This is a genomic window from Brevibacterium pigmentatum, from assembly GCF_011617465.1.
Classification (GTDB): Bacteria; Actinomycetota; Actinomycetes; order Actinomycetales; family Brevibacteriaceae; genus Brevibacterium; species Brevibacterium pigmentatum.
Genome location: NZ_CP050153.1, coordinates 226126 through 244109, shown reverse-complemented (window position 1 = coordinate 244109; position 17984 = coordinate 226126). Strand labels below are relative to the sequence as shown.

Annotated in this window: 18 protein-coding genes; 9 read left to right on the top strand and 9 right to left on the bottom strand. The window is 65.9% G+C overall.

Features of this window, described 5'->3' with window-relative positions; translation table 11 throughout:
• Window positions 1-35 precede the first annotated feature (35 nt).
• Window positions 36-1523 carry a PepSY-associated TM helix domain-containing protein gene (locus GUY30_RS01095; RefSeq protein ID WP_167193370.1) on the bottom strand — a complete coding sequence of 496 codons (1488 nt, stop codon included), beginning with the start codon at window positions 1521-1523 and terminating at the stop codon, window positions 36-38.
• A gap of 205 nt (window positions 1524-1728) precedes the next feature.
• On the bottom strand, window positions 1729-2448 hold the full coding sequence (locus tag GUY30_RS01090) for a hypothetical protein (RefSeq protein ID WP_167193368.1): 720 nt from the start codon (window positions 2446-2448) through the stop codon (window positions 1729-1731).
• A 96-nt stretch (window positions 2449-2544) separates the two neighbouring features.
• Here GUY30_RS01090 and GUY30_RS01085 point away from each other — a divergent pair, with 96 nt between their 5' ends.
• Window positions 2545-2997 (top strand): hypothetical protein, encoded by a 453-nt coding sequence (locus GUY30_RS01085; RefSeq protein WP_167193366.1) that lies wholly within the window; start codon window positions 2545-2547, stop codon window positions 2995-2997.
• A gap of 1 nt (window position 2998) precedes the next feature.
• The gene (locus tag GUY30_RS01080) at window positions 2999-3421 is read left to right on the top strand and encodes a PadR family transcriptional regulator (RefSeq protein ID WP_167193364.1); all 423 of its coding nucleotides are present in this window, start codon (window positions 2999-3001) and stop codon (window positions 3419-3421) included.
• An 88-nt stretch (window positions 3422-3509) separates the two neighbouring features.
• On the opposite strand, the gene GUY30_RS01075 is transcribed toward GUY30_RS01080, so the two are convergent.
• Both GUY30_RS01075 and GUY30_RS01070 read right to left on the bottom strand, forming a co-directional pair.
• Window positions 3510-4034 (bottom strand): GNAT family N-acetyltransferase, encoded by a 525-nt coding sequence (locus GUY30_RS01075; protein ID WP_167193361.1) that lies wholly within the window; start codon window positions 4032-4034, stop codon window positions 3510-3512.
• Between the two features lie 38 nt (window positions 4035-4072).
• A complete protein-coding gene (locus tag GUY30_RS01070) occupies window positions 4073-4939 on the bottom strand; it encodes an aldo/keto reductase (protein ID WP_167193359.1) in 867 nt (288 codons plus the stop codon).
• 149 nt (window positions 4940-5088) lie between these two features.
• On the opposite strand from GUY30_RS01070, the gene GUY30_RS01065 reads away from it, so the two are divergent.
• Window positions 5089-5859: a hypothetical protein gene (locus GUY30_RS01065; RefSeq protein ID WP_167193357.1), complete on the top strand. Its 771-nt coding sequence runs from the start codon at window positions 5089-5091 to the stop codon at window positions 5857-5859.
• A 3-nt stretch (window positions 5860-5862) separates the two neighbouring features.
• Here the strand turns inward: GUY30_RS01065 and GUY30_RS01060 are convergent, their stop codons facing one another.
• The 4 genes from GUY30_RS01060 to GUY30_RS01045 form a co-directional block, all read right to left on the bottom strand.
• A complete protein-coding gene (locus GUY30_RS01060) occupies window positions 5863-6252 on the bottom strand; it encodes an MmcQ/YjbR family DNA-binding protein (protein WP_062860561.1) in 390 nt (129 codons plus the stop codon).
• Window positions 6253-6291: 39 nt separating this feature from the next.
• Window positions 6292-7233 carry a phosphoglycerate dehydrogenase gene (locus GUY30_RS01055; RefSeq protein ID WP_167193355.1) on the bottom strand — a complete coding sequence of 314 codons (942 nt, stop codon included), beginning with the start codon at window positions 7231-7233 and terminating at the stop codon, window positions 6292-6294.
• Between the two features lie 22 nt (window positions 7234-7255).
• On the bottom strand, window positions 7256-8701 hold the full coding sequence (locus tag GUY30_RS01050) for a dihydrolipoyl dehydrogenase family protein (RefSeq protein ID WP_167193354.1): 1446 nt from the start codon (window positions 8699-8701) through the stop codon (window positions 7256-7258).
• A gap of 114 nt (window positions 8702-8815) precedes the next feature.
• On the bottom strand, window positions 8816-9580 hold the full coding sequence (locus GUY30_RS01045; RefSeq protein ID WP_062860559.1) for a GntR family transcriptional regulator: 765 nt from the start codon (window positions 9578-9580) through the stop codon (window positions 8816-8818).
• Window positions 9581-9767: 187 nt separating this feature from the next.
• On the opposite strand from GUY30_RS01045, the gene GUY30_RS01040 reads away from it, so the two are divergent.
• The 6 genes from GUY30_RS01040 (at window position 9768) to GUY30_RS01015 (ending at window position 16569) form a co-directional block, all read left to right on the top strand.
• Complete coding sequence (locus GUY30_RS01040; RefSeq protein WP_167193352.1) at window positions 9768-10883, top strand: TIGR03364 family FAD-dependent oxidoreductase; 1116 nt, start codon at window positions 9768-9770, stop codon at window positions 10881-10883.
• Window positions 10884-11192: 309 nt separating this feature from the next.
• On the top strand, window positions 11193-12137 hold the full coding sequence (locus GUY30_RS01035) for a phosphate/phosphite/phosphonate ABC transporter substrate-binding protein (RefSeq protein ID WP_167193350.1): 945 nt from the start codon (window positions 11193-11195) through the stop codon (window positions 12135-12137).
• 11 nt (window positions 12138-12148) lie between these two features.
• Window positions 12149-13063, top strand: a complete 915-nt coding sequence (phnC, locus tag GUY30_RS01030) for a phosphonate ABC transporter ATP-binding protein (protein ID WP_167193348.1) — start codon at window positions 12149-12151, stop codon at window positions 13061-13063.
• The gene (phnE, locus tag GUY30_RS01025; RefSeq protein WP_167193346.1) at window positions 13060-14739 is read left to right on the top strand and encodes a phosphonate ABC transporter, permease protein PhnE; all 1680 of its coding nucleotides are present in this window, start codon (window positions 13060-13062) and stop codon (window positions 14737-14739) included. Before phnC ends, phnE begins: the two co-directional genes overlap by 4 nt.
• 67 nt (window positions 14740-14806) lie before the next feature.
• The gene (locus tag GUY30_RS01020) at window positions 14807-15499 is read left to right on the top strand and encodes a phosphonatase-like hydrolase (protein WP_167193344.1); all 693 of its coding nucleotides are present in this window, start codon (window positions 14807-14809) and stop codon (window positions 15497-15499) included.
• Window positions 15496-16569: an alcohol dehydrogenase catalytic domain-containing protein gene (locus GUY30_RS01015; RefSeq protein WP_228281572.1), complete on the top strand. Its 1074-nt coding sequence runs from the start codon at window positions 15496-15498 to the stop codon at window positions 16567-16569. Before GUY30_RS01020 ends, GUY30_RS01015 begins: the two co-directional genes overlap by 4 nt.
• 71 nt (window positions 16570-16640) lie before the next feature.
• Here GUY30_RS01015 and GUY30_RS01010 read toward each other — a convergent pair whose 3' ends face one another.
• Window positions 16641-17981 carry an enolase C-terminal domain-like protein gene (locus tag GUY30_RS01010; protein ID WP_167193342.1) on the bottom strand — a complete coding sequence of 447 codons (1341 nt, stop codon included), beginning with the start codon at window positions 17979-17981 and terminating at the stop codon, window positions 16641-16643.
• Window positions 17982-17984: the final 3 nt, after the last annotated feature.

The following is a 17984-nucleotide window of genomic DNA, read 5'->3' as shown; positions in this document are numbered from 1 at the left end:
CGATGTTTCAGCACATAGGCGGGAGGCTGCGCGCCTTAGCTCGCCATGGCCCGTCGCTCGCGTCGCCGCGTCCTCAGCCCGAGAGCCACGTCGACGACGAGGAACGCGAGCAGGCTGATGCCCACCAGCGGCAGGAACAACCCGATCGCGACGGCGGCGAGGACAACCGCACCGACGCCCCACCACGGCGCATCAGCCAGTCCTCCACGCGGCGGCACGGATCCGAACCTCTTCGCCGGATTCCGCTTCGGCCGCCGCTGCCACCACATGACGTACCCCCAGACGACCATGGCCGCGATGCCGAGCGCGAGGACGCAGAGCACGATCTGATTGACCAGTCCGAACAGTGTGCCCATGTGCAGGTCGATGCCCCAGCGGGCGAGTTTCGCCGCCGCACCGTAATCGGAGAAGTCGACCCGGTCGGTCACCTCCATCGTCTCGGTGTCGAAGGTCACGGCGTCGACCTTCGTGGGGAAGCTGCGTTGGATCTCCTGCACCACCCAGGCCGAATCGGCATCGGCCGGAGGCAGGATCTCGACGAGCCCGGTATCGATATTGACGTCGTGTCCCATCGACAGCATCATGTCGAAGTCAGCGGGATCGATCGCGGCGTGATCGGCAACGCTGTCGGCCTCCTCGGCGGCAGAACTGTCACCGTGGTGATGAGCGTGCCCATCAGTCGCCGAGGCTCCGCCGAGTTCCGTCGAGACCGCAGGCGTCTCCCAGCTCAGCGCCGCGCGCAGCTTGGTCACGTTCTCCCCACCGAGCTGTGACCAGGTGATGCCGGTGGCCGAGAGGAAGAGCATGCCGATGGCCGCCCACACTCCGACAGAGGCATGCCAGGAGAAGGTGCGTCTCAGCCCATTCCCCTTCCGGCTCGGTCGCAGCATCGCTGTCGGCTTTCGCGTCCGGCGAGCGCGGAGGATCCACAGCACGAGCCCCGCTGCGGCGACGATTCCCAGCCATGAGGCGGCGAATTCGCTGTAGAAGCGTCCGACATCGCCGAGGTGGAGGCTGCGGTGCATCTGGTCGATCCAGGTCCGCAGCGGCAGGGCACCCGAGGTTCCGTAGACGGTGAGGTCACCGACCACCTCGGCGGTGGCAGGGTCGACGAAGATCGCCCGGGATTCGCTCTCGCCGAGGCTGGGGTCGTCGTACATCACGCGGGTGGTGTCGCCCGGTTCGGACGCCGGCCGCACGGCGGACAGCGTCGCGTCGCTGTCTCCGATGACGGTGTTCGCGGCCTCGATCTGGTCGGCCAGTGGCAGCGGATGGTCGGTGGCCGGGGCGCTGAGTTCGTCGGCGTAGATCGCTCTCTCCACCGTCGGACTGATGGCGTAGGCCGCCCCGGTGAGCGCGGCGATGAGGATGAACGGGCCGACGAGGATCCCCGCGTAGAAGTGCAGGCGCCGCAGGAGCGGGCCGAGCCACGGAACGGGCCTATCGGATCGGTCGGGGTGGTCACGGTGGGGAGTCGGTTCCGGACCCGAGCTTTCGGGCACGGTTGATGAAGGTGTGGTCATGATGATGCTTTCTCTCAGGTGCGCTGAGCCGGATCGGGTCGGCCGGATGCCCCCGACAAGCAGTCGCGATCGACGGGCAGTTGCTGGCGACTGGCGGTTGCGGTCGGCAGCGTTCGCGGACGACAAGCAGTCGCGGTCGACGACCAGTTGCGGTCAGCAGTGATCGCACCGGCTCACGGGAGCCGATGCGCGGATGTGATGAGTGTCAGAAAGCAGGCTGTGGTGGCCCTCGCCGGAGCACCGGGGATCGGCGCACACCGAGACTGCGAGGCAGTTCGGGCTCGAAGCCGATCAGCGACCGAGGCTTCTCGATCTGCGCCCGCCGGACGACGAGGCGCGGGATGACGGCTCTGATGATAAGGCGGGCGAAGTCGCCGAGCATGACCGGAAGTCGCTCGGCCCAATAGATCATCGCGATCGTCACGATCCCGGCAACGCAGTGGGCCAGCAGCATCCCCGGTGACGAGTGCGAATGCATCTCGGCTACTGCGCCCACTGAACCGTCCATGGCAGGCATGACCGCGGAATCATGGGTCATCTGCACCGCGCCGCCGTGCATCGAGTGCATCGACTCGTGGTCGGCACCATGTGAGGTTGAGTGGTGAGAGTGCGAGCCGAGAAGCGCGGCGAGCCCGCCGCCGGATTGCGCCGAGGCGGTCGGTGAGCCAGAGGCGTGCGGAGTGAAGAGGGAGAACAGGAGGTGGAAGAGCGTCTGGCTGATTCCGACGGAGACCGTCAGCCGAGGAAGAGACAGGCGGTGCCCCGCGAGGAGAACGCAGACGAGGGTCGACAGTGCCAGCGGCACGATGACGCCCATCGCAGTCGGAAACGATCCACCGCCGAGGATGTGCGACGTCAGCGCGACAAAGGTCGCGAACGCTGCGGCGAGAGTGCCGCGCAGAGCGCGCCGGTGCCTGACTCTCATCCTCACAGTGCCATTGTCACACAGGTGGAACCCACCCGAATGATCGTGCGGGATCGACCCTTGCGCCAGGCAGTGAACCATAGGTACAGTACCAACATGACTACAGCTCCGCAGACGTCATCGCCCGCCAACGCCCGAACCCTTCTGCTCCCATACACGCTCGGTCTCATCATCGCCATGACCATCGTGCAGATCGTCGTCGCTGCCACCGGCGGCGAGGTCACGATCCTCGCCGGTGGACTCACAGCACTCGTCGCCATCGGAATCGTGGTGTGGCTGTGGCGGAACCTGACCGCGCTCAAACGTGTCCGCTTCGGCGTGGTCATCGCCCATGCCATTGCCTTCGTCACCGTCACCACCTCCTTCAATCTGCACGCGATCCTCCGGGTGATGTTCCTCGGCTTCGAAGTCGACGGCGCCGGAGACGCGACCCACACCCTTCTCGAGAGCTCTTGGTTCGGGGCCACGCTCGTGATGAGCGCCCTGTGGGGGCTCGGACTGCTGGTCCACCTCCTCGGCTCAGTCCTCGGCCGCGGCTGGGAGGACTGAGGTGGCGGCACAGTCTCGCGACACCACGAACGAGGCAATCGACATCACGACTGCGGCGAATGGCAGCCCGGCCGCAGTCACCCCGGAAGAGCGGGAGTGGCTCGACCACCGCGTCGAGTCCTGGGTCGAGACGTATAAGAAGTCGATGCTCACCCCGATCACGCTCTCCCTCGTCGCGACACATCAGCCGGCCGAGATCTCCACCATCGCCGAGGCGGTCACCGCAGCCACGGGATGGCAGATCACAGAACGCGGCCTCTATCGCACCATCAAACGCCTGCAGGACTCCGGATTTCTGGTAAGCACGGCGGTCGATGCTCCGCGGACCGGGGCGAAGAGAAAACTGCTCTCGCTCACTCCGCTGGGAGCGAGCTATCTGTCGGGAATCAAGGGCAGCCTCGTCGAGGTACCGGAAGAGAGATGACAGCGCCGGGAGTTCGGTCTCCGCATCGACAACAGCACCGAGGCACGAACCAACGGCGACTGCACCTCGAGCCTAGACTGCCAAACCTTCAAGGACGATCCCGGCGATAGATGACGTGCCACCCGTCATCGATCGGGTTGTCGGGCTGGATGTGCCCCGCGGCGAACCGCTCATATCCAGCAGCCTCGAGAGCCCTCCACGACGCCGGATTCCCAGCGATCACCGGCACAATGATCGCCGAGGCGGCCGGGCAGTCAGCGAAGCAGAGCTCGGTGAACTCCCGGATCATCCGTGTGCCGAAGCCCTTGCCTGTCGCAGCGACCTCGCCGATGAAATAGTCGATCGTCAACGCATCCCGAGGGGCGTCAGCCATGAGTTCGCGTTGCTCGTCCGCGTAGTCCCAGATTGCGCTCCGTTGGATGAAGCCGACCGGCACCCCCGCGTCCTCGACGATGAAGTCATCCGAAGCTTCCGTCCCATCGACGCTGCCGCCGAAGTCCCGTTCGATCGCTTCCGGAGTCGTCTCGTGATTCCAAAAGCGGGCAACGTGGGGCGAGCCTAGCCATCGCGCGAGCAGCGGAAAGTCAGCCCTGGTCGTCCGTCGGAATTCCACGTGTCCTCGCGGTCGGCGTCAACAACCGCCGTGCTGCCTCACATCTCTTCGTGAGTGAGCGGATCCCGGTCCTTCATGCGACCGCGCTCGAGTCCGGAGATCGCCGCCACCTCGGCGGGGGTGAGTTCGAGCTCGAAGACATCGGCGTTGAGGCGCTGACGCTCCGGGTTCGCGGATTTCGGGATCGGGATGCTGCCGATCTCGATATGCCAGCGCAGAACGACCTGGGCCGGGGTCACGCCATGGGCGGCGGCCGCCTCGGCGATGGGGGCTTCGTCGAACAGTCCCTGGTCACGGTAGAGCGGGGACCAGCTCTCGGTCTGCACACCGATGGAGCGGTGGAAGGCCACAAGCTCGGTCTGCGGGAAATACGGATGAAGCTCGACCTGGTTGACGGCCGGGGTGACCCCGGTCTTCTCGACGAGCTCCGTGAGCATCTCCTCGGTGAAGTTCGAGACGCCGATGGACTTCACGAGCCCGCGTTCGCGCAGTTCGATGAGCCCGCGCCAGGTGTCGACGTACTTGCCGACGCTGGGATTGGGCCAGTGGATGAGGTGGAGGTCGAGGTAGTCGAGGCCGAGGCGGGCCAGCGATTCCTCGGTGCTGGCGATCGCCTCGGCGAAGCCGTGGTGGCGGCCGGGGATCTTGCTCGTGACGAACAGGTCCTCGCGAGCGACGGAGCAGTCGGCGATGGCCTGACCGACCTCGCGTTCGTTCTCGTAATTCACCGCGGTGTCGAGCAGGCGGTAGCCGACATTGTCGACGGCACCCACGATGGCGTCGACCCCCTCGTCGCCCTTCATCGCGTAGATGCCGAGCCCGAGCTGCGGGATCGCACGTCCGTCGTTGAGGTCGAGGGTGGGGATCGGTGAGTTCTGTGCGGGGGTGTTCGCTGGGGTCGTCATGTATTCACCCTATGACCGCCGAGGCATTGCTGGCCAGAGCATTCTCCTTGAGTTCGAGCAGGATGTCGTGGGTGAACTCTTCCTGTGAGATCCTCCGAGGAAGCACTGACGCGGGATTCTCACAATGCGGCTTGGGCTAGCGTGGACGCATGGAGACGAACGCGCGAGCTGCGGAGCGGGGATTCCTTCGCCGTATTCGCAGGCTTTCGCGGTGGCGGGTGGCCTTTCTCCTGCCGAGCGCCGGATTGGTGGTCGCCGCGCTGCTCCACGCTGCCCAGTGGGTGACGTCGTGGATATCAACAGCGGTCGCCCGTGCACAGGGTGCCGGCGATGCCTGTTCCGATCTGGTCGATACCCTCAGCGTCGACCCCGATGCGATCGAAATCGAGGATCGCGCACCGTCCGGGTTCGTCTGCCGCGCCTCGGTCGACAGCGGCACGGCGATGGTCGAGCACTCCGGAGCCACCTCGGCGATGTTCATGTTCTCGATGGCATTCGCCGCTCTCAGCGTCGCGGTGCTTCTCGGTGTGCTGATCGCGTTCGCGGTGACCCGGTTGCTCGGGCTGTACCGGTCGCCGCTGGCCGAACCGGGTCGAGATCGATGGCCGCTGCGGCTCATTGCGATCGGGGTCTTCGTGCTGTCGTTGATGATGCTTGGACAGTATTTTCAGTGGTACGCGAAATCTGACGGCTTTGGGATCTGCCCGGAATCCGTCGGCGGTGACGATGTGCTGGGGTTTTCGGTCACGGCCGACTATCTGCCGCCGGCCCTGACCTGCAGCGGGGACTCCGTCACCGGTCAGGAGTTCTCGGTGACGCAACACGGATTTCCGTTCTATGGATTTATCGCGGGGCTGATCCTGGCCGTGCTGGGTGTTGTTCTGCTCATTGTCGCGAGGGCTCGGAAGCGGCAGCGCTGAGACTCAGGGTTCAAGTTCTCTGACCAACCTCGCCGAGGCGGTGCTGCGGTACGAATCGATAATCAGTTCGCGCAGCTCCTCGTCGTCGAGATCGTCGAGTCCGAGTCCGACCCAGCCGGAGGGGCCGAGGTACATGGGAACGAAGGAGTCCAGTCGCTCGAGCACCACCTCGGCGTCCATGGGGTCGAGCAGGACGAGCAGCGCTTGCGGGTGCTGCACCATCTCCCCCGATGCCAGCTTCTCAGTGCCGCCGTAGTGAGCGAAGATCTTCTTCGTGAAGAAGGCCGGTCTGCCGTGCGAAATCTTCTCGGCCGATTCGGGCAGGCCGAGCGCGATCGCGCGGACCCGCTCGAGCATCGGATCGTCGTCATCGAACATCTGCGGATGCGCCATGAGTCAACGGTACGCCCCGGCAGGTGAGGATAGGACTCTTCAGACGATGAGTCCGACGGGTTCCTTTCCGTCGATTACATCGATGACGGCTTGAGCGGCGGCCAACCCGGCGCGTTCACGGGCTTCGACCGTCTGACCGGCCAGGTGCGAGGTGACCCAGACGTTGTCGAATTTCCGCAGCGGGTTGTCCTTCGTCATCGGTTCGGTCTCGAGCACATCGAGGGCGGCACCGGCGATCTGCTTTTTGTTGAGCGCGGCGACGAGGGCGGCCTCGTCGATGAGTGATCCGCGGGCGGTATTGATGACGAACGCGGTGTCCTTCATCGCAGCGAGTCGGTCGGTGCCGATGATCGGGGTGCCGGTCGCCCGAGCGTGGAGGGTGAGGTAGTCGGCGGCCGCGACGACGGTGTCGACGTCGGCGAATTCGATGCTCGGGCCCGCCTCGGTGTCGGGGTGGGAAGTGCCCACGATGACGCGCATCCCCAGGGCCGCGCCGATCTGCGCGATCGCTTTTCCGCTGGGGCCGTAGCCGATGACGCCGAGCGTCTTGCCGCGCAGTTCCGTGCCTGCGGTGCGCGGCCACTGACCCGCGTTGACGCCGCTGATGACGTCACTGAAGTGTTTGGCGCAGTTGAGCATGAGAGCGAGCGCGAGTTCGGCGACGGCGTGGTGGTTGACGCCGGGGGTGTTGGCCACGTGGATGCCGAACTCTTGGGCCGCGGTGGTTTCGACGGAGTCGTATCCGACTCCGCTGCGGGCGAGGATTCGGAGGTCGGCCGCCTCGGCGAGCGTGTCACGGGTGATCGGTTCGCTCGCAACGATGGCACCGATCGCACCTTTGAGGAGGTTGCGCTGTTCATCCTCGGTGCGTCGACCGGCCGCCGGGGAATACACGGGTTCGAGTCCGTGCTCCCTCAGCAGCCGGTCGACGCTGTCGCCGGGTTCGAGGTAATCGGTGGTGATGACGATGCGACGGCTCATGATGGCGAGCCTATCGCGGGCTTCACTTGAGTGCGCCGAGCACCTCGTTGAGCGCCTCGGTGGCGGAGGGGTGGGTGTAGATCGTGTCGCGCAGCTCGGTTGCGGTGACGTCGTGGCGTATCGCGAGCGCCACGGTGTTGATGACCTCCTGCGAGTGCACGTGGACGAGGGCCGCGCCGAGGATGAGATCGGTCTTCGCGTCGACGACGAACTTCACGATTCCGCGCGGGTCGCCTTCGATCTTCGCCCGCGGTGCCGCTGCGATATCGGCCTGGAGCTTCGCACCGACCTTGATCTCATAGCCTTCGTCGCGAGCGGCTTTCTCGGTCAAGCCGACGCGGGCGACGGGCGGAGTGAGGAACATCGTGTACGGCACGGAGCCGCGGTCCTTCGTCGACTGTTTGCCCTCGCCGAGGAGCTGATCGGCGAGGATCCGATTGTCGTCGAGCGAGATGTAGGTGAACATCGGTCCGCCGTTGACGTCGCCGAACGCGTACACGCCTTCGGCGGAGCTGCGCAGGTACTCATCGGTGACGATGAATCCGCGGTCGTCGGTGTCGATGCCGGCCTTCTCGAGGCCGAGGTCCGCAGTTGCGGGCTTGCGTCCGACGGCCAGGAGGACCGCCTCGGCGTCGATGGTCTTGGTCTCACCGCCCACCTCGTAGGTCACGGTCGCGGCGTCAGCGCCGTCGTTGACTGCAGTGACGGAGGCGTCGTTGACGATGGTGACTCCGTCGTCGGCGAGGGCTTGGGCGACCACCTCGGCGACGTCGTCGTCTTCGTTCGCTAGCGGGCGGGGTCCGCGGTCGAGGACGGTGACCTGCGAGCCGAAGTGGGCGAACATCGATCCGAACTCGAGTCCGATGTACCCGCCGCCGACGATGACGAGGCGTTTCGGGAACGGGTCGACGTGCTGCAGCGATTCGGAGTCGTGGATGCGGCCGCCGAGCTGGGCACCGTCGATGGGTGGGATGTTCGCGACGGATCCGGTGTTGACGACGACGGTGTCGGCGGTGATCGTCATGGTGTCGGCGCCGCCGGTGACGCGGACCTCGCGTTCGCCGGTGAACTCGGCGCGGCCGCTCACCAGCAGCACTGAATCGAGGTCGGCGAGCATCGAGTGGTTCTTCTTCCGCATCGCCCCGGTCAGGGTGTCGCGACGTTTGACGGCTTTCGCGAAGTATTCGTCGACGTCGTCATCGGCGCGTTTGTTCTCGGCGTCGTGGACGAGGATCTTCGTGGGGATGCAGGCGATGTTGATGCAGGAGCCGCCGATCATCATCTCCGACTGTTCGACGACGGCAACCTTCTTGCCGGCGCGAGCCATTGTGCCGGCCAGTGTCTTACCGCCCTTGCCCCAGCCGATGACGAGGAGGTCGACGTGTTCGGTGTGGTCGGCTCCGGTGGGGGTGGAGGATGGGGTGGTTTCGGTCGAGGCGCTCTGCTGTGTCACTGTCTCTGTGGTCATGCTCGTCCTCTCGAGTCGGTGTCTGTCACTGTACCCGCCCCTTATTACTACGTGACGGCGGCCCAGATACCTCGCGCGAGGTTGCTGTGCCGCCGTCGGGTAGTAATTAGGGAATTAGTCGCCGGAGATGAGGGACATGGAGCTCGGGTTTCCGCGGGTGGAGTTCATCGTGAAGCTCGCCTTCCACGGCAGGTACCGGTCATCGGAGGACTCGATGACATCACCGGCGGTCGTGAACGCCCTCCGGCGCACCCGCAGCAGCGGGGTGCCCACGGGGACTTCGAGGAGCCTGGCATCGTCATCGTTCGCTCCGACCGCATCGATCGTGCGTGACGCCCGGTTGATGTCGACGCCCTGGTCGATGAGCTCCTGATAGATCGACCCGGAATCCGTGTCGAAGGCCAACACGTGACGTCCGAACTCGAACGGATAGTTCAGCCTCTCGACCATGGCCGGAGCTTCGTCCATGAGCCGCAGCCGGAACACCGAGACGATCGGATCGCCCTCTTCGATCCGCAGGCTCGCGGCCAGTGATTTCTCCGCCGGTTCCCGCGCCACACGCTGCGTGACCTGACCAGGCACGATGTCCGAGGCGTGGCACCACTGGGAGAAGGAGATGACGTCGTCGAAGGACTGCGTGAGGACGTTGTCGAGCACGACCGTGCGCCTCCCCCGCCCCGAGGAGATCAGCCCCTCCCCGCGCAGAGCGGACATCGCCTGCCGCACCGGTCCACGCGAACTCGCGAACTTCCGCGTCAGTTCCGCCTCGGAGGGCAGCTCATCGCCGGGCTGGAACGAGCCTTCACGAATCGCCGTGCGCAGATAGTGTGCGATCTCGTCATGCTGCTGACGGGTGCGGTGCCTCGGGCCGGTGGTCATGACCTCACTTCTCCTTCGACGGTGCTCATTCGACGGCTCAGAGGACAGCGCCTCAGAGTCGAGGAAGCGCTGTCTCGGTGAACTCGGCATGGCTCAACGAAGTCCGAATGTCACATTCAGGTGAACAGACATCAAACTTGTACATACATATCTTCATCTTATCCGACAACCGCACGAATATGAGGGAATGCCGACAACAGATCTCATCATCACCGGCTCGGGCATCCTCGGCCTGGCCACCGCATTCCTCGCCCGCCGACAGGGCCGCAGCGTCCACATCATCGACCGTTCCGACCGCCCCGTGGGCTCGTCCATCCAGAACTTCGGCCACGCCTGCTTCACCGGCCAGTCCGATGCCGCGCAGCCGATCGCATCGAAGGCCCGCGAGGGCTGGCTCGACGCCGCGGCCGCCACGGGACTCTGGGCCGCCGAGACCGGAACCTTCATCCCGGCCATGACCGAGGCCGAGCTGACCGTCCTCGAGCAGTTCGCCGCCCATCGCGGCCCCGACCAAGTTCGACTGCTCGACCCGGAGGCGATCGTCGAGGCGGTCGGCAACCCCGACCTCCCGGCCATCGGCGGCGCACATCTGCCGCAGGACATGCGCGTCGACCCGCGACAGGCCGCCCCGAGAATCGCCGCATGGCTGGCCGGTCAGGGCGTGGAATTCACCTGGAACACGCACGTCACCGCGGTGGCCGACGGCACCGTGTCGACGACACGCGGGAACTTCCACGCCGAGCAGGTCGTCGTCTGCCCCGGCTATCAGCTGACCAGCCTCTTCCCCGAGATCGCCGAATCCCACGAGATCCGCATCTGCTCGCTCGTCATGTCGCTCATCGAGGCCCCGCAGCACATTCCGACCGGCTTCGCGATGCTCACCGGCACCTCCCTGGCCCGCTACGACGGGTTCGCGGCGATGCCCGGCGCCGGGGCGCTGCGCCACGACCTCGACGAACGGGAACCGGAGCTGCGCGGCTGCATCGCGAACCTCATGGTCACCGACATCCCGCAGGGCCTGCTCATCGGCGATTCACACGCCTACGACCTCAGCCCGGAACCCTTCATCGACGAGCGGGTCGGTTCGCTGCTGCTCGACCGGGCCACCTCGATGCTCGGGATTGAGCGCCCGCGTGTGCTGCAGCGGTGGCTGGGCATGTACGCCGACAGCCCGACGACGAACCTCGTCCTCGAGCGCCCGGACGAACGCACGACCGTCGCCGTCGTTGCCTCGGGGATCGGCATGACCTTGTCGTTCGGCATCGCCGACCTCATCCTCTCCGGTGGCACCGCCGACACCTGAGGCAACTCCCCCTCCCCGCCCTGACACCGACCAACCCAATCGGCCCCGAGGCGGTCGCGCCCATCCGCGACCGCCTCGGGGCCGATTCGATGCCCTCAGAGATGCGACGTCCGGCTTGCACCCACCCGTCCATTTCAGTGACCGGTCCCACGATACGTCGGGGTAACTCCGAACCGACCGTGAAGTTGTCATGTCCAGTCGGTGAACTTCCCTTACTTGTATAGACATTCTCCGGTGATCTCGACACGATGAATTCGAACGATCACCTCAGCGCCTCTGCCGCACTGCTCTCCGAAAGGCCACCACGCCATGACCATGACCTCCCCCTTCCGCTCTCGCGCGTTCCGCACGATCACCGCCGGTCTCCTCTCCCTGCCCCTGCTCGCCGCCTGCGGCAGCTCCGGAGGAGGAAGCGACGACACGATCACCTTCGCCGCCGTCCCCGCCGAATCATCCTCGACGCTGGAATCCTCCTTCGAGAAAGTCACGAAGCTGCTCGAGGAGGAGACCGGCAAGAAGGTCGAATTCCAGAACGCCTCGGACTACGCCGCCGTCGTCGAAGGCATGCGCGCCGGCCAGATCGACGCCGCCTCCTTCGGCCCCTTCGCCTACGTCATCGCCAAGGACTCGGGCATCAACATCGAACCGGCCGCGGCACCGACGAACGACAAAGCCAAGGATCCCGCCTACACCTCGCTGGCTTATGTGAAGAAGGGCTCGGACGTCAAAGACCTGAAAGACCTCAAGGGAAAGAAGGTCTGCTTCGTCGATGCCGCCTCGACCTCCGGCTACCTCGTGCCGATGAAGGGCCTCCAAGACGAGGGCATCGACATGGACAAGGACCTCGAACAGGTGATGTCCGGTGGCCACGACGCCTCGCTGCTGTCGCTGAACTCCGGTGACTGCGACGTCGCCTTCGCCCACGACGCCATGCTCACCACTCTCGAGAAGTCCGGTCAGGTCAACAAGGGCAGCCTCGAACCCGTGTGGGAATCCGACCCGATCACCGAGGACCCGATCGCGGTGAACAACGACTCCCTCGACGCCGATACGGCCGCGAAGATCACCAACATCCTGCGTGAGAAGGCCAACGTCCCGGCCATGGTCGAAGCCGGGATCTGCGACTCCGAGGACGACTGCGTCCTGCCCGAAGAGATCACCTACGGCTACAAGGAAGTCTCCGACTCCGACTTCGATTCGATCCGCGACATCTGCGACGCCACCCAGGCCGACGCCTGCAAGAACATCGGCTGAGAAGGATGACCATGACACTCCCGCACCCCACCCGCAAACCGACCACGCCCGAATTCCAAAGGGAGATCGACTCCATCTACTCCGTCCAACTCGACCATGTGACGAAGGACTTCGGCGGCGGAGTCCTCGGTCTCGACGACGTCAATCTCGGGTTCCGCACTGGCGGGATCAGCGTCCTCCTCGGCCTCTCCGGCTCGGGGAAATCCACCCTCCTGCGCCACATCAACGGACTCCACACCCCCACCTCGGGGCGGGTGCGGGTCCTCGGTGAGGACATGGACCGGCTGCGCCGATCGGAGTTGAAGGCCGTGCGCCGCGACATCGGCGTCATCTTCCAGTCCTTCAACCTCGTCGGTCCGATGTCCGTGCTCGAGAACGTCTGCGCCGGGGCACTGGGATCGCTGCGCGGACCGCGCATCACGCTGATGATGTACCCGAAGGCTATCCGCAGCGAAGCCCTGAAGAAACTCGACCGGGTCGGTCTCGCCGACCGCGCCTACCAGCGCGCCGACACGCTCTCCGGCGGTCAGCAGCAGCGGGTCGCGATCGCCCGCGCACTCATGCAGCACCCGAAGGTGCTCCTCGCCGATGAGCCGGTCGCCTCCCTCGACCCGGTATCGGCCCGCGACGTCATCGACCTGCTGTGGCAGATCTCCGCCGAGGATGACCTCACCGTCATCGCCTCCCTGCACCAGGTGCAGCTGGCCATCGATTTCGCCGACCGGATCATCGGTCTGCGCACCGGCCAGGTCGTCCTCGACCGCACGACCGCCGGGCTCAGCGCCGAGGAGGCCTCCCAGATCTACTCGAGCGTGTCCGGAATGGACACCACCGCCGAGGCGAGCGAGCGCGAGACGAACACTGCCGGATCGCAGATGGCAAGGTCCGACACCGAGGCGGCCGCCCGGGTGGGAGCCACCCGATGAGTCTCGTGCTCGACCGAGAGGCTCCCGCCGTCGTCGAACCGCAGCGTCCCCGACCGTCGGGAAACTCCGCCGTGGCCGTCATCGTGCTCATCGGCCTCGCCGTCGCCGGCGCCTGGTCGGTGTGGTCACTCGGCATCGACATCGCCACGATCGCCTCGTCGTTCGACAATGCCGTGGGGTTCTTCTCCCGCATCGTCCCGCTCGACTTCCCGGCGTTCGGTGAGACGGTCTCGCTTGTCGTCGAGACCTTGGCGATCGTGTTCCTGGCGACTCTGCTCTCCGTCGTGCTCTCGATCCCCGTCGCCCTCTTCGCCGCTCGTCCCACCCGGATGGGTCGCGGTTCGCAGTGGACAGCGCGCACCCTCATCGTCCTCGCCAGGGCGATTCCCGACCTCGTGCTCGCCATTGTGTTCCTGCGGATGTTCGGCCTCGGCGCCACAGCCGGCATCATCGCCATGGGCATCCATTCGGTGGGGATGATCGGCAAGCTCTACGCCGATGCCATCGAAGAGCTCGACGACGGACCCCGAGAATCGATCGAAGCCCTCGGCGGCAGCCGCTCCCAGCAGATCCTCACCGCGATCCCGCAGACGCTCATGCCGCAGCTCATCGCCACGGCCCTGCACCGCTTCGACATCAACCTGCGCACCTCGGTGCTGCTCGGCTATGTCGGCGTCGGCGGAATCGGCCTGGCCATCGCGGACTCGCTGCGCACCTTGGACTACCAGCGCGGGATGGCGCTGGCGGTCATCGTGCTCGTCCTGTGCATCGTCATCGAACTCGTCTCCGGCTCCATCCGGGCAGCGCTCATGGCCTCGACGGGGGCGAAGATCACCGGCGGCACCTGGGTCGACCGGATCTTCAACCGGGGTCGGGCCACCGGGGTCGGCGATCTCAACCTCACCCCACCGTGGAGCGTGGCACGGTTCCGTCGTTTCGCCTCGGCGGCGGTGCTCATCGTCCTCACGATCGCCGCTCTGTGGCGGGTGGACGTGTCATGGTCGGCTCTGGCCGCGGGTTTGCTCGACCTGCCGCAGACCCTGGCGCTGTTCTTACCGCCCTCGACCGGCGGGACGCTTGCCAACCTCGTCGAGCAGCTGCTCGTCACCATCCAGATCTCACTGGCGGCGACGTTCATCGGGGCGATCCTCGCGCTGCCCATCGGCATCCTCGCCGCCCGCAATGTCGTGGCGAATCGGGCGGTGCACAAGACGTTCCGCGTCCTCATCGTCGTCGTCCGCGGCATCCCCGAACTCATCCTCGCGATCATCTTCGTCGTCATCTCCGGACTCGGCGAGGTGGCCGGAACACTGGCCCTGTCCATCGGCGCAATCGGCCTGCTCTCGAAGCTCATCGCCGACTCGATCGAGGAGACGGACCTCCAGGTCCAGGAGGCGGTGCGGGCCACCGGAGCCGGTGAGGCGCAGGTGTTCTTCTCGGCCACCCTGCGGCAGGCGGCACCGGCGTTCGTCGCCCACATCATGTACCTGCTCGACACGAACATCCGCTCGGCCACGCTGCTCGGCGTCGTCGGCGCCGGCGGGATCGGATTCCTGCTGCTCAACGCCTCGCGGGTCAACCAGTTCGATGTCGTGACGACGGTGCTCATCCTCATGGTCGCGGTCGTCCTCGCAGTCGAAGCCCTGTCCATGTGGCTGCGCCGAGCCGTGCGCTGAGCCTCGTACCCAACCAATTCTGTCCGCGGACTTACGTGGGCACCACCGCAAGAGAAAGAGAATCGACATGACTGAACTTGCCGTCTTCGACATGGCCGGAACCACCATCGACGAACGTGACGAGGTCTACCGCGTGCTGCGCGAGGCTACCGAAAGGGAGGGCGCGGACTACTCCGATGAGGTCTTCCAGAAGTGGATGGGCACGGAGAAGCACTGGGCGATCGAGAATCTGCTTCGCCTCGGCGGAATCGAGGTCACCGAGGAGGTCCACGAGCGGGCTTGGCATTGGTTCCGTGCCGAGCTGCGCGAGACCTACACCAAGAATCCTCCGCGTCCGCTGCCCGGAATCGAGGAGGCCCTGTCGACCCTGCGTGAGCGTGGGATCAAGGTGGGCCTGACTACCGGGTTCTCCCGCGAGATCGCCGACCTCATCTTCTCCACCATGGGCTGGGCGCCGGGAGAGACCTTCGACGTCGCGGTCACCGGCGACGAGGTGCCCGCCGGCCGTCCGGCGCCGGACCTGATCAACAAGGTCATGGACACGGTCGGAGTCACCGACCGCGCTGCCGTCGTCAGCGTCGGAGACACCTCGGCGGATGTGGAATCGGCACTCAACGCCGAGGTCACGGCCGTGGGGGTCCTCACCGGGCACCTGAGCCGGGAGGATTTCGCGGCCGAGGGCGCGCACCTCGTCCTTGACTCCGTGGCAGATCTGCCTGCGGTCCTCGCCGAGCAGGAAACAGCGGTGTTCGCGAAGTGATATCGACCGTCCCCGATTCGACGATGACAGGCACCGAGGCGACCGATCGCGGCCACGCAACCGCTCAGCCGTTTGCCCAGGTGTGGACCGGAGGATCGGAATTCGAGCTCCGCACGTTCGACCGGCCGCGGCTGGCACCGGGCGAGAGCCTCATCCGGCTGACTGCGGCGACGGTGTGCGGGTCCGATCGGCACACCGTCAACGGACGTCGTCCGGGGGCGTGCCCCTCGGTGCTCGGCCACGAGGGTGTCGGCATCGTCGAGGAGACGCGTGGGGATGTGCCCGTCGGCACGCGCGTGGTCTTCTCGGTCACCTCGGTGTGCGGTCAGTGCCGGAACTGTCGACGCGGGCTGAGCGCGAAATGCACCTCGGTGCGCAAGGTCGGCCACGAATCGGCCGAGTCGGATTGGGCACTGTCGGGCACCTACGCCAGCCATATCCACCTGCCGGCCGGGGTGGCCGTGGTCCCGGTGCCGGATTCGCTGCCCGATGGGGTGGCGGCGACTGCGGGATGCGCCGTAGCCACGGTGATGGCGATGTGTGAAGCCGCCGGTGACCTGCGGGGACGCCGGGTGTTCGTCAATGGAATCGGGATGCTCGGGTTGACCGCGGTCGGGGCAGCTCTGGCCCGCGCTGCTGCCGAGGTCATCGCCGCCGATCCCCATCCGGACCGCCGCTCTCTGGCCGACCGGGCGGGGGCTGCTCGGTCCGTTGAGCCGGGTGTGGAGATCGCTGATGTCGACGTCGCTCTCGAGCTCTCGGGTGCCGAGTCAGGGGTGCGCTCCTGCATTTCGTCGTTGGGTGTCGGGGGCGTTGTGGTCCTCGCCGGCAGCGTGACGCCGGGGCCGCAGGTGTCGATCGATCCCGAGCAGGTGGTGCGCGGATGGCGCACGATCACCGGAGTCCACAATTTCGAACCCCACCACTTGGCCGAAGCCGTGGATTTCTTGGCAGCCGACGGCGGGACCCTGCCGTGGGAGGACATCCTAGGCGGCCCGATCCCCTTGGCTGACTTGGCAAAGGAATTCGCGTCCCCGACCAAATCCCTCCGCACAATAGTCTCCCTCTAATTGCTACCTGACGGCGGCCCAGCAACCTCGCGCGAGGTTGCTGGGCCGCCGTCAGGTAGCAAGAGGAGTAATTAGCGGAGGAGGGCGGGTTTCTTCGCGTCGAAGGTCCAGCCGGGGACCAGGTACTGCATGGCAACCGAATCGTCGCGCGAACCCAAGCCGTGTTCGACGTAGAGTTCGTGCGCTTCGGCCAATCGGTCCTCGTCGATGGTCACGCCGAGTCCCGGCGCCTTAGGCACCTGAATCTCGCCGTCGACGATCTTCAGCGGATTCGTCGTCAGCTCCTGGCCGTCCTGCCAGATCCAGTGCGTGTCGAGTGCCGTGATCTTGCCGGGAGCCGCGGCTCCGACATGGGTGAACATCGCCAGGGACACGTCGAAGTGGTTGTTCGAGTGCGAACCCCACGTCAACCCGAAATCGTGGCACAGCTGCGAGACCCGGTGGGAGCCGGACATCGTCCAGAAGTGCGGGTCAGCAAGCGGAATGTCCACGGCGTTGGTCCGGATCGCGTGCGCCATCTCCCGCCAATCGGTGGCGATCATGTTCGTCGCCGTCCGCAGGCCCGTGGCTCGGCGGAATTCCGCCATGGTCTCCCGACCGGAGAACCGACCCTCGGGACCGACAGGGTCCTCCGCATAGGCGACGACGCCGTTCATCGCCTTGCCGTATTCGATGGCATCGTCGAGCAGCCAACCGCCGTTCGGGTCGAGGGTGATCCGTGCGTCCGAAAACTCCCTGGCCAGTGCCGTGACGGTCTCGACCTCGGCCTCGCCGGCGAGCACTCCGCCCTTGAGTTTGAAGTCCTTGAATCCGTATTTCGCCGAGGCGGCCCTCGCCAATTCAACGACTGCTGACGGGGTCAGCGCCTCCTCCCGACGCAGACGATCCCACCCGTCCGCATCCGGTTCGCGCAGGTAGTCGAGATCGGTGGCATCGGGATTGCCGACATAGAAGAGGTAGCCGAGCATCGGCACAGCATCCCGCTGTTGCCCGGCGGCCAACAGGTCCGCCACCGGCAGGCCGAGGAACTGACCGTGCAGGTCGAGCAGCGCCGATTCGATTGCGGCCGTGGCATGGACGCCCACCCGCAGGTCGAAGGTCTGATTGCCCCGCCCACCGGCGTCGACGGCAGCGAATCGCTGGTGCAGCTCGGAGACGATCCGATTGACCTGAGCCACCCGGCGCCCGGCGAGTTCACGCCCGGCCTCTTCGATGGCGGCCTTGATGTTCTCGCCGCCGGGCACTTCACCGAGCCCCGTCCGACCATCGCTGTCGGTGATGAGGACGATATTGCGGGTGAAGTAGGGCCCATGTGCACCGGAGAGGTTGAGCAGCATCGAGTCGCGGCCTGCGACCGGCACGACCCGCACCGATGCGATGGTCGGGGTGGCGAACTGCGTCTGTATCGTCATCGA

What these genes read in the sequence shown, in the direction of transcription:
- GUY30_RS01095 (WP_167193370.1), bottom strand. Translation starts at nt 1,523, where the DNA reads ATGACCACACCTTCATCAACCGTGCCCGAAAGCTCGGGTCCGGAACCG.
- GUY30_RS01090 (WP_167193368.1), bottom strand. Translation starts at nt 2,448, where the DNA reads ATGAGAGTCAGGCACCGGCGCGCTCTGCGCGGCACTCTCGCCGCAGCG.
- GUY30_RS01085 (WP_167193366.1), top strand. Translation starts at nt 2,545, where the DNA reads ATGACTACAGCTCCGCAGACGTCATCGCCCGCCAACGCCCGAACCCTT.
- GUY30_RS01070 (WP_167193359.1), bottom strand. Translation starts at nt 4,939, where the DNA reads ATGACGACCCCAGCGAACACCCCCGCACAGAACTCACCGATCCCCACC.
- GUY30_RS01065 (WP_167193357.1), top strand. Translation starts at nt 5,089, where the DNA reads ATGGAGACGAACGCGCGAGCTGCGGAGCGGGGATTCCTTCGCCGTATT.
- GUY30_RS01060 (WP_062860561.1), bottom strand. Translation starts at nt 6,252, where the DNA reads ATGGCGCATCCGCAGATGTTCGATGACGACGATCCGATGCTCGAGCGG.
- GUY30_RS01055 (WP_167193355.1), bottom strand. Translation starts at nt 7,233, where the DNA reads ATGAGCCGTCGCATCGTCATCACCACCGATTACCTCGAACCCGGCGAC.
- GUY30_RS01050 (WP_167193354.1), bottom strand. Translation starts at nt 8,701, where the DNA reads ATGACCACAGAGACAGTGACACAGCAGAGCGCCTCGACCGAAACCACC.
- GUY30_RS01045 (WP_062860559.1), bottom strand. Translation starts at nt 9,580, where the DNA reads ATGACCACCGGCCCGAGGCACCGCACCCGTCAGCAGCATGACGAGATC.
- GUY30_RS01040 (WP_167193352.1), top strand. Translation starts at nt 9,768, where the DNA reads ATGCCGACAACAGATCTCATCATCACCGGCTCGGGCATCCTCGGCCTG.
- GUY30_RS01035 (WP_167193350.1), top strand. Translation starts at nt 11,193, where the DNA reads ATGACCATGACCTCCCCCTTCCGCTCTCGCGCGTTCCGCACGATCACC.
- phnC (WP_167193348.1), top strand. Translation starts at nt 12,149, where the DNA reads ATGACACTCCCGCACCCCACCCGCAAACCGACCACGCCCGAATTCCAA.
- phnE (WP_167193346.1), top strand. Translation starts at nt 13,060, where the DNA reads ATGAGTCTCGTGCTCGACCGAGAGGCTCCCGCCGTCGTCGAACCGCAG.
- GUY30_RS01020 (WP_167193344.1), top strand. Translation starts at nt 14,807, where the DNA reads ATGACTGAACTTGCCGTCTTCGACATGGCCGGAACCACCATCGACGAA.
- GUY30_RS01010 (WP_167193342.1), bottom strand. Translation starts at nt 17,981, where the DNA reads ATGACGATACAGACGCAGTTCGCCACCCCGACCATCGCATCGGTGCGG.